Below are 11658 nucleotides of genomic sequence, written 5' to 3'. Positions count from 1 at the left end.
CGACGACATGAACCTGATCGTGCGCCGGCTGGTGCGCTTCGACATGGTGGTGTGCGCGTCGCCCGCCTACTGGGCGCAGCGCGGCATTCCGCAGGTGCCCGAGGATATGGCGCGGCACGACGTGCTGAGCTATTCGCCGATGCCCACCACGCACCTGCCGTTCGAAACCGACGGCCAGCCGCACGAGGTGGCGGTGCACAGCCGCATGGAGGCCAACGATGCAGTGGCGCTGATCGAGCTGGCGCTGCGCGGCGTGGGCGTGGCCTACGTGCCCGAGCCGCTGGCGCAGTCGCACCTGGAGCGCGGCGCGCTGGTGCCGGTGCTGCGCGACCACATGCCGCACGAGCACTGGCTGTATGCCGCGTACTCGCAGCGCCGCCACAACAGCGCGGCGATGCGCGCGATGCTCGACTTTCTCGAAAAATCGATGGGGCCGGTGCCCGAACCCATGCCCGCGGCAGTGCCGGTGGCGCTGCCGGCCTGTCCCGTCAACGCCGCCATCGTGGCGCGCAACACCCCCGTGCCCAATGGAAAGGCCCCCTGAGTTCATGACCACGCCCGCGCTCCTGATCCGCCCACCCAAGCCCGACGACTTCGCCGCCTGGAAGCCGCTCTGGGACGGCTACAACGCCTTCTACGGCCGCGAGGGCCCCACGGCCCTGCCCGAGGCGATCACGCAGGCCACGTGGCAGCGCTTCTTCGATGCGTACGAGCCGGTGCATGCGCTGGTGGCCGAACGCGAGGGGCAGTTGGTGGGGCTGGTGCATTACCTGTTCCACCGCAGCACGACGCGCATCGAGCCGACCTGCTACCTGCAGGACCTGTTCACGCAGTCGTCCGAACGCGGCCGGGGCGTGGGCCGGCAACTGATCCAGGGCGTGTACGACGCAGTGCGGCGTGCGGGCGGGCAGCGCGTGTACTGGCAGACGCACACGACCAATGCGGCGGGGCGGATGCTCTACGACAAGATGGCAAAGCACGAGGGCTTCATCGTCTACGCGACGATGGTCTGACCGATCAGTACTTGATGGTGACGCCGGCCTTCACGCCGGTGTTGGCCTTGCCGTCCGAATGCGCGCCGCCCGAGAAGGAGACGTCGCCGCCGGTCTTGGCACCGACCGAATAGGTGGGCCGCTTGCCCGAGGTGTCGGTGCCGGCCTCCAGGGCGCTGCCGTCGGGGCGCTGCACGCCGACCGTGGCGCCGTTCGTGCGGGCCGAGGTTTCGGTGGAGTTCACGTTGGGGGCGATGTAGGCCGTGCCCTTGTCGTCGCTGTTGATGGGCACTTTGACGGGCTCGGCGTTGGCCACGATGGCCGCTGTGCAGGCAGCCACACCCAGGAACGCAAGAATCACTCTGTTCATGGGGACCGATGGTGAATGCAGCGCGCCGCGCGGGCTGTGGGCGCGGCCTCACCGCGCGCGTAGGACGAAGACGGCATCAATGCACGACAGGTTGAACAGGAAGAACGCCGCCAGCACCCACAGCAACAGCACGAGGTGCGTGAGCTGCAAGCCATCCTGCCGAATCCAGTAGGCGAACCACAGGCCGCCCAGGTGCATCGCGAAGAGGAAGGCGGCAAAGCCGGCGAGCCCCAGGTTGAGCCACGGCCGTGCGGTGGCCAGGTCGCCGCCGACCACCAGCATCGCGCTGCCGGCCCAGAACGCCAGTGCCGCCACCAACTGCAGTGCCAGCACCACGCCCAGCGCCGCGCGGTGCAGTGCCACCGAGCGGATGGCCCGCGTGAGCAAGGGCGTGTCGATGGCGGGATCGACGCGCAACGGCGCCATCGACATCGTGCCGCCGACCGCGAACGCCGAGCCCGCAAAGCCGCGCCAGTTGTTGCGCACCGCAATCGAAAGCCACAGCGCCATGCCCAGCGCGTGAAGGGACTGGAACAGCCAGACGGAGGTAGGGAGATTCATCGGGGGCGCCTGCGGCGTTAAATATCAAAGATTATTCTTTGATATTGACGCGCCCGCCGGTCTGCGCTCAAAGTCCCTCAAGGAAGGTCGAACGAACGCCATGAACACCGCCGCCCCCACCCCACCCGGCCCCTCACCGGAAGCGCTCGAACGCCTGCTGGCCGCCGGCCGCGACGGCGCCCTGCTGCGCATGAGCCTCGCACTGGCGCACCACCGGCGCGACGACGCGCCCACGGCGCTGATGCATGTCGAGAAAGCGCTCGCCTTCGACCCCGAATTCACGGCCGCGTGGCGGCTGCAGGGTCTGCTCGCGCTGGCGCTCGGCGATTCTGCGAAGGCCGAGGCCTCGTTCGCGCAGGCGCTGGAGGTGGCGCAGCGGCGCGGGGAGCTTCAGCTGGTGAAGGAACTCACCGTGCGGCTGCGGCGCCTGCGCACGCCGAAGCCGCCCGCCGACTGAACGGCCTCAGGCCGCCGCCGTCTTCGCCAGCGGATTGAGCCCGGGCTCGCCAACGCGCGTGAGCGTGTTGCGGTCGGTGTGATGGAAAGGCTCGGCCTGGCCCAGGATCTGCATCACGGTGTCCTGGTCATACGACCAGGTGCCGTCGGCGTTGATCTTCACCGTGATGTTCCACGCCACCGTGGTGAAGGCGCGCTCCAGGAACGGGTTCGACACGATGCCGTTCACCAGGCTGCCGTGCTCGGCGCTGAGCGTGAACTCGGTGTCGCCGGGCTTCACGTGGCCGCTGGCCATGGCCACCTGCCCGCGCGGAATGGCCAGCGTGAGAAACACGGTGCTGGTGGCCGGCTCCCACAGCCAGTAGCCGACCTGGTCGTGGTACATCTTGGTGAGGCCGGGCTTGTGGATGTAGGTGTGGTAGCGCAGGCCGTACAGCAGCTGCGGGCCGTTGGTCTGCGCGTCGATGGGCTGCAGCTCGTAGTGCTCGACGTAGACCTGCGTCTTCGGGCCCTCTTTCTTCGGCTTGACGTCGACGCCCTTCGTGCCCTCCCAGATGCCGGCCAGCGGCCGCAGCGGGCCCAGGTTGGCGAGCGTGTCGGGATCGGCGGGGGGTTCGGTGTAAATGTCTTCGGGAGTGGTCATGGTGTCGATCGTGGGAGGGAAAACAGGACGAGGTTGCTTCGATTCGGATTCTGCTTGAGTGCGGTGGCGGGTCGTGGTCAGAGCGTGTCCCAGACCTGCACGAGCCCGACGAGGTGCACCACGCCGTACACGAAGCACACGAGCGAGCTCCACACCCAGAAAGCGCTGAGACGGCGCCGGTCGAACAGCCACATCGCGACAGCGACAAGGCCGCGCAGCAGGTACACGGCGGTGATGGCAGGCAGCACCAGCGCCTGCAGCGGCAGTGGCTGCAGCACGCCGGCGCCTGCCAGCGCGTAGACGGCCCACACGCCCAGCATGCCGGCGATGACCAGCGTGACGGCCACGGGGTACAGGTGGCCGGCCTCGGCGCTCGCGGCCATGCGCTCGCCCGCACCGAAGAAGCGGTACCAGGCCGGGCCGCCGAAGATGACGCAGATGTGCAAGAGCGCGGCGATGGCGCTCAGCACGGCGCCGGCGATCAGGAAGACGTTGGGGGTCACGCAGGCTTTCTCATCAGGTCAACGCAGCAGGTCGCGCGCGCGGACGGCCTCGCGCACCGGGCCGAACGCGCCGAAGCGCACAGGCAGGCCGCTGAGGGCTTCCACGCGCCGCACCCACTCGGGGGCGCTGGCGACGGGTTGCGGGTCATACAAAGGTTGGGCGCCTTCCAGCAGGCGGGTGAGCGCGTGCTGGTGGTCGAGGTCGGTCGCATCGCTCAGGGGCAGCGATGACAGCGTGCGCCCGTCGGCATCGCGGTAGCCGGTGCACCAGCGCAGGTCCGCGCGCGCGAGCGCATCGAGGTGGCTGGCGAGCAGCCCGTCGAGCGGCCCGGCGGCGGCGAGCGCGTAGCGCAGCAGCACCGCGTCGGGGTGGCCGCGGCGGAACGCGCCCTGCCAGCCGTCGTCGGCGTTGTGCGGCTCGGCCAGCCGCGCATCGAGCGCGCGGTCGTGCGTGGGCAGTGGCCCGGCGCCGTGCCGCGTGAGGTGGCTGCGCAGCACGCCCAGGTGCTGAACGGGCGATGCAATGCCCACGTCGCGCAGCACTGCCTCGACGGCGGCGGTGGAGACGGTGCTCCAGGTCGTGTGCGGATGAAAGCCGCGCCACTCGTCGAGCAGCACGCCCTGCGCGCCTTCGAACAGCACGGTGCCGGCGCGCGCCAGCCGTTCGCCGATGACGTCGGCACTCGCGGGCGGCGACTGGCGCAGGCAGGGCTGCACGGCGTCGAGCCAGCGTTGTGCGAGCGAGGCGTCGGCGAGTACGAAAAGTTCTTGGGCGGCATCGGCCGACGAAGGCACCACGTTCGCGAACTCGCAGTGCAGCGCGACGCGCAAGGCTTCAAGTTTTTCGAGCGTGTGCGCGGGGTGAACCAGATCGCCGTAGTGCAGCGTCGTTTCGGGCGCGGCCAGCGCCTGCCGCACGGTCTCGCCCACGCCGACGCCGCAGCTGCCATGCGCGGCCGCGCCGCGCACCCACTCTCGCAGCCGGCCGGCGGCCTGGTGGAACGGCGTGGTCACGCGGCAGCGCGCGTCGATGAACAGACGCGCGAAAGCGTCGGGCACACCGGCGCGTTGCAGCACCTCGGCCTCGACGCGCAACGCGGTCGGGTGCACCACCACCGGGCTGGCGAGCACGGTCGCCACGCCAGCGTGGAAGCTGCCCGCGCCGAACTGCGAGAAGGTGTGGTGGCGGCCGTCGGCCAGCACCACGTTGTGGCCGGCCTGCGCGCCGCCGTTGAAGCGCACCACTGTGTGCGCGCCCCAGGCGCCGCACAGGAAGTCGGTGAAGCGGCCCTTGCCGCAGTCGCCGAAACCGAGGCCGAGCAGCGAGACGTAGCGCGTGGAAGTCAACAGCAGGCCGTCAGCCGAAGAGCCGCTTCCACCACGCGCTGCGCGCCCCGTTGCCGGCGGCCGGCGCGGCGCGGCGCGGTGCAGTCGGGTCGAGCAGCGCGGCGTAGCCGTCCAGCGCGTGCAGCACGCCGCCCACGCGCTCCTTGGCCATGCCGGTGGCGGCCATCACGCCGGCCAGCGCGTCGAGGCTGGGCACGGCCTTCTCGGTGAGCGCGACGATGCCGGCCGCCACGGCGCAGGCGTCGTCGGGTGAGTCCATGCAGATCACGTGATCGCCGAGCAGCTCGCGCCAGCGCGGCTCGCAGCGGCGGCGGCGCTGCGCGTCGGGAATCAGGAAGAACAGGTGCGTGGTCTCGGCCGCGGCGGCGATGACCTCTTCGATGGGAATGTCCTCGTCGAGCTTCTCGCCGATGAGGCCTTCGACCTGGTGGCGCGACACGGCCGGGTACGGCAGCTCGTCGCCGGTGACGAACAGGTAGCCGCGCTTCTTGCGTTTCACCCAGCAGTCCATGTCGGTGTGCTGCGCCATGACGTAGAAGGCCAGCTCGTAGCTTTCTTCGCCGCTGCCCCCGCCGCCGCCTTCGAGGTAGCTCCAGGTGAGCCACTGGTCCATGAGGTTGGCGGTCGATTCGAACTGCCCCACCTGCAGCGGTGCCTGGTCGGAGGTGGCGTCGCCGATGGCCATGAAGAGCAGCTGGGGGTCGGCCACGCCGCAGTCGGTCAAGAGCTTCATGAAGGTGGGCAGCTCGCGGCGCGCCAGGGTCTGCGGGATGTCGCCCATCGAGCCGGTGACGTCGAGCGCGAAGGCGATGCCCAGCGAGTTCGGATGGTCGGCGTTGTCGCGCGACTCGCGCACCTTGAGCCCCTGCGGGTTCATGAGCGCGTGCGTGGCGGTCTGCGTGAAGACCTCGCTGCCGGACTTGGCGGCGCGGTCGGCCACGATGGCCGCGTGGGCGGCGTGCGAGTAATTTCCGTAACCCATGGACGTGCTCCTTCGTGAGGAAAAAGTGAAAGGCTGGCGGCTAGCCGGCCGGCGCGGGGTCGAAGTGAACGAAGCGCGGCGGCCCGAAGGCCTCGCGCGAGGCGGCCGACAGCGCCTGCTCGATGCCCTGCGCACCCAGGCGCTCGCAGGCCACGGCGTCGTCGCTGCACTCGCGCAGCAAGGCGGCCAGCGGCGCGGAGGTGGCGCCATCGGACAGCAGCGCGCGCACGCTGCGCGCCGACGCCATCAGGTCGCGCCCGATGGCGCCGCCCGACACGTCCTGCCTGGCCTGCGACCAGCCGATGAGCAACACGCCGTGGTCGCGCGGATGCACGAGCGCATGCGCGGGCGCGAGTGCGCGGTGCGTCCAGCCGGCGCCGTGCACGAAGGCCAGCACCTCGAGCATGCGCCGCCAGAGCCAGACGGCATGGCGCGCATCGATGCCTTGCGGATTGGCCTGCTGCACCTCCTGCAGGCTGCCCCAGAAACCGGTCGGGTGGCGCAGCACGAGCGCCTGCCGTTGGCCGTCGCCCAGGCCTTGCGCCACGCCCAGGCCCAGCGGCTGCGGCAGCCGCCGCGTGAAGTAGGCCGCGCCGGGCACCGACAGGGCTTGCAGCGCCTGCAGCACGGCGGCCTCGCGTGCGAGCACGGCGTTGCCGGCCTCTTCGCGCGCGAGCTTGATCGTCACGCGCTCGGGCACGGCACCCAGCCGTTCGGCCAGCAGCACCTCGCTGTGTTCGCCCTGGCCCAGCGGCGCGAGCACGCGGTAGTGCGCGCCGCGCCATTGCAGCAGCCGGCCGGTGTCCGCGAGCTGCGCCGCGTTGGCGCGGCGCCAGGCGGCGCGAAAGCTCTCGCGCTCGACGGTTTCGGTGCCGCGCGTGATGGTGGCGCCGCAGTAGCCGCAGTTGACGGTGCGCCAGCGCGCCGCGCGCGGCAGCGGGGCCGAGCATTGGGGGCAACTCAGTGCAAGCAGCGACAGCATGGCCGCGCCCTCCTCTTCAGTCTTCTTGCGGCGCGGCCGGGTCCGGCGACGCCAGCACGCGGTCGATGCGGCGCCCTTCGAGCGCCACGACCTCGAAGCACCATCCGGCGCAATCGATGTGCTCGCCCACGGCGGGCAGGTGGCCCGACACGGACATGAGCAGGCCGGCCACGGTGTTGTAGCGGCCGCGCTCTTCATCGGGCAGCTCGCGGATGCCCAGGCGCGCGCGCAGCTCCGACACGGGCATGAGGCCGTCGAGCTCCCACATGCCGTCGGCGCGCTGGTGGGCCCAGGCGTCGGCCTGCATGCCGGGCTGCAGCTCGCCGGTGATGGCCTCGAGCAGGTCGCGCGGGGTCATGAGGCCCTGCACCACGCCGTACTCGTCGACCACGAACACCAGCCGGCCGGCGCGCGTACGGAACTGCTCGAGCAGCTCCATGCCGGTGAGCGTCTCGGGCACGAACACGGCGGGCGTGGCCTCCTGGCCGAGCACGCCCTTGTGGGCGGAACCCAGGCGCAGCAGGTGCGCCACGCTGATCACGCCGACCACGTCGTCCAGCGAGTTGCGGCACACGGGGTACCACGAGTGCACGAGGTTGAGCGCCGCGGCGTCCGCCACCTTCTGCAGCGCCTGCGCCACGGTGTTGGAGGCGTCGAGCCATTCGATGTCGGCGCGCGGGATCATGAGCGACGACAGGCGGCGGTCGTCCAGGTGGAACACGTTGCGCACCATCTGGTGCTCGTGCTGCTCGATCACGCCGGCGTCCACGCCTTCTTCGAGGCTGGCCGAGATTTCTTCTTCCGTCACCGAGCGCGCGGCGTTGGCGTCGATGCGCAGCAGCTTCAGCGTGGTGGCGGTGGCGCCGGCCAGCAGCCACACGAAGGGCTTGGCCGCCTTGGCCAGCCCGCGCATGGGGCGCGACACGAAGCGCGCCACCGGCTCGGGGTACAGCTGGCCGATGCGCTTGGGCACCAGCTCGCCGAAGATGATGGTGAAGAAGGTGATGCAGGTCACCACCACCGCGGTCGACACGATGCTGGAGGTGCCGGCGCCCATGCCCAGGCCTTCCATCCACACGGCGAGCGGCGCCGCGAAGGCGGCCTCGCCCACGATGCCGCTGAGCATGCCGATGGACGTGATGCCGATCTGCACGGTCGAGAGGAATTGCGTGGGCGATTCCATCAGCTTCAGCGCAGCCTCCGCCCCGGTGTCCCCCGTTTCGGCCAAGGCCGCGAGGCGTGCGCGGCGGCTGGTGGAAAGGGCCATTTCGGACATTGCGAACACCGCATTGAGGGTGGTCAGCAAGGCCAGCAGGAAGACATCCATGAACGGGGGGAGAGAATGAGGGAATGTCACTTTACTGTATCGGCGACGTCCAGGGCTGCGATGCCCCCCTGGGCCGGCTGCTCGACAAGATCGATTTCTCTCCCAGCCGCGACACGCTCGTGGTGCTCGGCGACCTGGTCAACCGGGGCCCCGATTCGGCCGCGGTGCTGCGCCGCCTGCAGGGCTACGGCGCCTCGGCACGCAGCCTGCTGGGCAACCACGACCTGCACCTGCTGGGCGTGGCGCACGGCGTGCGCAAGGGCGGCCGCAAGGACACCGTGGCCGGCCTGCTGGGCGCGCCCGACAGCGAGGCGATGCTCGACTGGCTGCGCCAGCAGCACATGGCGCTGCACATGCAGGTCGGCGGCGGCGACCTGCTGATGGTGCATGCCGGCGTGCTGCCGCAATGGACGGTGGGCGACACGCTGGCGCTGGCGTCGGAGGTCGAGTCGGTGCTGCGCGGCCCCGCGCTGGGCGACTTCCTGCACGAGATGTACGGCAACACGCCCGACCACTGGGACGACGCGCTCACGGGCCATGCGCGGCTGCGCGTGATCGTCAACGCGCTCACGCGCCTGCGCTACTGCACGCCCGAGGGCGTGATGGAGTTCGAGAGCAAGGACGGCGCCATTCCCGGCCCCGAGGGCTACCTGCCGTGGTTCGACGTGCCGGGCCGCAAGACGGCCGCGGCCACCGTCGCCTTCGGCCACTGGTCGACGCTGGGCTGGCTCTCGCGGCCCGACCTGCTGTCGACCGACACGGGCTGCGTGTGGGGCGGCTGCCTCAGCGCGGTGCGCTTCGGCACGACGCTGGACCAGCGCGAACTGGTCCAGGTGAATTGCGAGCAGGCGCAGAAGCCCGGCAAGGGGGCCTGACGGGCACCCGCCCCGTCCGGGGGCTCAGAACCCGTGCGTCATCAGCGCGTAGACCGTCTGCACGCCGGTCACGTAGTTGCCCATGCGCAGGTTCTCGTTCGCCGCGTGCTGGTTGTTGTCGGCGTTCACCAGCGGAATGATCGCGAACGGCACCTGCAGCACGCGCACGATTTCCGCCGTCGGCACGGTGCCGCCCATCATGCGGATGCGCACCGGCTCGGGCGTGGTGCCGAAGGTGTCGGTCAGCGCCTTGTAGGCCCACTGGCCGATCGGTGAGTTGATCGGCGAGCCCGCCGCGTCGGCGCCCTCGCTGCGGTAGCTGAAGCTGGCGAGCTTGTCGTAGCGGGCGCGCTCCTCGTCGGTCGGCGCGCCCTTCACGAGGTGGTAGCCCTGCTTGACGATGTGCGCCTCGATCAGCTTGCCCAGGTAGGGCGCGTCGGAGTCGGGCGTGGTGCGCAGGTCCATCTCGGCCTCGGCCTTGTCGGGGACGATGTTCGCCACCTTGTCGCCCACGGCCGCCGAGGCCATGCCGCGCACGTTCAGCGAGGGGTACTGCATCGCCTCCTGGTAGTTGGCGCCGACCCGGTCGGTGCGCGCGATGCCCAGGCGGCGCTTGAGCGCGGCCTCGTCGTCGGGCACGGCGGCCATGATCTTGCGTTCGGCCTCGCCGATCTTCACGCGGTCGTAGTAGCCCGGCACGGTCACGCGCCCGGTGTCGTCCTTCATCGTGGCCAGCAGGCTGGCCAGGCGCTGCGCCGGGTTGGGCGCGTAGTTGCCGTAGTGCCCGCTGTGCAGCGGGACCTTGGCGCCGTACACGGTGAGCCGCGCATCGGCCGCGCCGCGGTTGCCGAACACCAGCGTGGGCCGGTTGGTCGCGTGCATGGGGCCGTCGTGGATCACGATGGCGTCACTGCGCAGCAGCTCGCGGTGCGCCTGCATGACCTGGCTGATCGACGGCGAGCCCTTTTCTTCCTCGCTGTCGAGGATCACCTTCACGTTGACCGCCGGCTGTCCGCCGCCGGCCTTCAGCGCGTCGATGGCCGCCAGCAGCATCATGATCGGGCCCTTGTCGTCCGCCGAGGCCCGGCCGAACACGCGCCACTCGGGGTCCAGCGGGCCGCTGAAGAGCGGGGCCGCATCGATCTCTTCCCACTCGCCCTTGTCCGTCTTGCGCTTGAGCACGGGCGTCCACGGGCTCTTTTGCGCCCACTGCGCGGGGATCACCGGCTGGCCGTCGAGGTGCATGTAGAAGAGCACCGTCTTGCGCGCCGGGTCGCTGCCCGGGAACTCGGCGAAGAGCATCGGCTTGCCGCTGTTGGGCAGCTGCTTCGTCGTGAAGCCGCGCTTGCGGAAGGCCTGCTCCAGCCAGTCGACGTTCTTGCGGATGTCCTCCGGCACGGTGGCGTCGTTGGGCAGCGCCAGCAGCTCGAAGTACTCGCGGTAGGTGCCCTGCGCATGGCGCTCGGCCTGGGCCGGCGAGAGTTCGGCCGACTGCGCGAGGCCGTGGCCCAGCAGCAGGACGGCCGTGGGGAGCAGCGCCAACAGGCGGCGGGGGGAACGGGGGGAAGGGTTGGACATGGATGGCAGCGCAGAAGGGAGCAGGACGGGGAACCGGGGATCTGCGCAGCATAAAAAGCGGGCACCTTTTCAACAATTGCTATTTTCTTGAGCTACCTTTGCATTCAGTGCAAACCTCACGCCACCCCATGCCCAGCCGCCGCCTGCAGGAAACCTCGCTGCGCTACTTCCTCGAAGTGGCCCGCACGGGCTCGCTCACCGAGGCCGCCGCGCGGCTGAACGTCAGCATCTCGGCCATCAGCCGCCAGGTGGCCACGCTCGAAACCCTGGTGGGCGCGCCGCTGTTCGAGCGCCGTCCGCGCGGCATGGTGCCCAGCGCCGCGGGCGAGCTGCTGGCGGCGCACGCGCTGCGCGGCGCGCTGGAGGCCGAGCGCGTGCTGTCGGACATCCAGGCGCTGCAGGGGCCGCTGAGCGGGCGGGTGCGCATCGCCTGCTCCTCGGGCTTCGCCAACGAGTTCCTGCCGCGCACCATCGCGGCGTTCCGCGAACAGTACCCGGGCGTGCGCTTCCGGCTCGATGCCACCGGGCCGACGCAGGTGAGCGATGCCGTGCTGCTCGGCGAGGCGGACATCGGCCTGACCTACAGCCGCGCGGCGGTGCGCGGCATCCGGGTCGAGCATCGCCAGGCGGCGTCGGTGTTCGCGATCATGCGGCCCGACCATGCGCTGGCGAAGTCGCGCAGCGTGACGCTGGCGCAGATGCATCCCTTTCCCATCGCATTGGGCAGCCCCGAGAACACGGTGCGCCAGCTGTTCGACGTGGGTTGCAGCAACCGCGGCCTCGTGTTCGAGCCCGTGCTGGTGAGCAACCGTTTCGAGGCCCTTGCCAACTTCGTGCTGCAGGGCGGCGGGCTGGCCATCACGGGCGAGATCACGGTGCGCGACCGCGTGCAGCGCGGCGAGCTGGTGGCGGCCGAGATCCGCGAGCCCGGCATGCGCGGGCGTTCGGTCGAACTGCAGACGCTGGCCGATCGCACGCTGCCCGAGGTGGTGCGCACCTTCCTGGCCTACCTGCGCGAACAGCTGCCGGCGGCCGGCGGCAC

14 protein-coding genes are annotated in these 11658 nt (G+C 70.5%); 5 read left to right on the top strand and 9 right to left on the bottom strand.

Going from position 1 to position 11658, the window contains the following annotated elements; genetic code table 11:
• Together VBO01S_RS28835 and VBO01S_RS28830 are read left to right on the top strand one after the other, a co-directional pair.
• Window positions 1–544: substrate binding domain-containing protein (locus VBO01S_RS28835; RefSeq protein ID WP_218005423.1), on the top strand; the 544-nt coding region annotated here is incomplete at its 5' end.
• A 4-nt stretch (window positions 545–548) separates the two neighbouring features.
• Window positions 549–1013 carry a GNAT family N-acetyltransferase gene (locus tag VBO01S_RS28830; RefSeq protein ID WP_062481913.1) on the top strand — a complete coding sequence of 155 codons (465 nt, stop codon included), beginning with the start codon at window positions 549–551 and terminating at the stop codon, window positions 1011–1013.
• Between the two features lie 4 nt (window positions 1014–1017).
• On the opposite strand, the gene VBO01S_RS28825 is transcribed toward VBO01S_RS28830, so the two are convergent.
• Together VBO01S_RS28825 and VBO01S_RS28820 are read right to left on the bottom strand one after the other, a co-directional pair.
• Entirely contained in the window at window positions 1018–1362 is a 345-nt protein-coding gene (locus VBO01S_RS28825) for a hypothetical protein (RefSeq protein ID WP_062481910.1), read from the bottom strand.
• A 48-nt stretch (window positions 1363–1410) separates the two neighbouring features.
• A complete protein-coding gene (locus tag VBO01S_RS28820; protein WP_062481907.1) occupies window positions 1411–1923 on the bottom strand; it encodes a DUF2165 family protein in 513 nt (170 codons plus the stop codon).
• A 100-nt stretch (window positions 1924–2023) separates the two neighbouring features.
• Between VBO01S_RS28820 and VBO01S_RS28815 the strand changes: the two genes are divergently transcribed.
• Complete coding sequence (locus VBO01S_RS28815) at window positions 2024–2380, top strand: tetratricopeptide repeat protein (protein WP_062481904.1); 357 nt, start codon at window positions 2024–2026, stop codon at window positions 2378–2380.
• A gap of 6 nt (window positions 2381–2386) precedes the next feature.
• On the opposite strand, the gene VBO01S_RS28810 is transcribed toward VBO01S_RS28815, so the two are convergent.
• The 6 genes from VBO01S_RS28810 to VBO01S_RS28785 all read right to left on the bottom strand — a co-directional run bounded on the left by VBO01S_RS28810 (window position 2387) and on the right by VBO01S_RS28785 (window position 8163).
• The gene (locus VBO01S_RS28810; RefSeq protein ID WP_062481901.1) at window positions 2387–3022 is read right to left on the bottom strand and encodes an FABP family protein; all 636 of its coding nucleotides are present in this window, start codon (window positions 3020–3022) and stop codon (window positions 2387–2389) included.
• Between the two features lie 77 nt (window positions 3023–3099).
• Entirely contained in the window at window positions 3100–3525 is a 426-nt protein-coding gene (locus VBO01S_RS28805) for a hypothetical protein (RefSeq protein ID WP_062481898.1), read from the bottom strand.
• Window positions 3526–3543: 18 nt separating this feature from the next.
• Complete coding sequence (locus VBO01S_RS28800; protein ID WP_062481895.1) at window positions 3544–4872, bottom strand: adenylosuccinate synthetase; 1329 nt, start codon at window positions 4870–4872, stop codon at window positions 3544–3546.
• A 10-nt stretch (window positions 4873–4882) separates the two neighbouring features.
• Window positions 4883–5854, bottom strand: a complete 972-nt coding sequence (locus VBO01S_RS28795; RefSeq protein ID WP_062481892.1) for a hypothetical protein — start codon at window positions 5852–5854, stop codon at window positions 4883–4885.
• Between the two features lie 40 nt (window positions 5855–5894).
• Window positions 5895–6836 (bottom strand): lipopolysaccharide kinase InaA family protein, encoded by a 942-nt coding sequence (locus tag VBO01S_RS28790; RefSeq protein WP_062481889.1) that lies wholly within the window; start codon window positions 6834–6836, stop codon window positions 5895–5897.
• Between the two features lie 16 nt (window positions 6837–6852).
• Window positions 6853–8163, bottom strand: a complete 1311-nt coding sequence (locus VBO01S_RS28785; RefSeq protein WP_062481886.1) for a hemolysin family protein — start codon at window positions 8161–8163, stop codon at window positions 6853–6855.
• 23 nt (window positions 8164–8186) lie between these two features.
• Here VBO01S_RS28785 and VBO01S_RS28780 point away from each other — a divergent pair, with 23 nt between their 5' ends.
• A complete protein-coding gene (locus VBO01S_RS28780) occupies window positions 8187–9038 on the top strand; it encodes a symmetrical bis(5'-nucleosyl)-tetraphosphatase (RefSeq protein WP_062481883.1) in 852 nt (283 codons plus the stop codon).
• A 24-nt stretch (window positions 9039–9062) separates the two neighbouring features.
• On the opposite strand, the gene VBO01S_RS28775 is transcribed toward VBO01S_RS28780, so the two are convergent.
• The gene (locus tag VBO01S_RS28775) at window positions 9063–10616 is read right to left on the bottom strand and encodes a M20/M25/M40 family metallo-hydrolase (protein ID WP_157627487.1); all 1554 of its coding nucleotides are present in this window, start codon (window positions 10614–10616) and stop codon (window positions 9063–9065) included.
• A 128-nt stretch (window positions 10617–10744) separates the two neighbouring features.
• Here VBO01S_RS28775 and VBO01S_RS28770 point away from each other — a divergent pair.
• The coding region (locus VBO01S_RS28770) for a LysR family transcriptional regulator (RefSeq protein WP_062481877.1) at window positions 10745–11658 on the top strand (914 nt) is incomplete at its 3' end.

Source organism: Variovorax boronicumulans NBRC 103145, from assembly GCF_001591345.1.
Taxonomy (GTDB): domain Bacteria; phylum Pseudomonadota; class Gammaproteobacteria; order Burkholderiales; family Burkholderiaceae_C; genus Variovorax; species Variovorax boronicumulans.
This window is presented reverse-complemented; position numbering and strand designations above follow the sequence as displayed.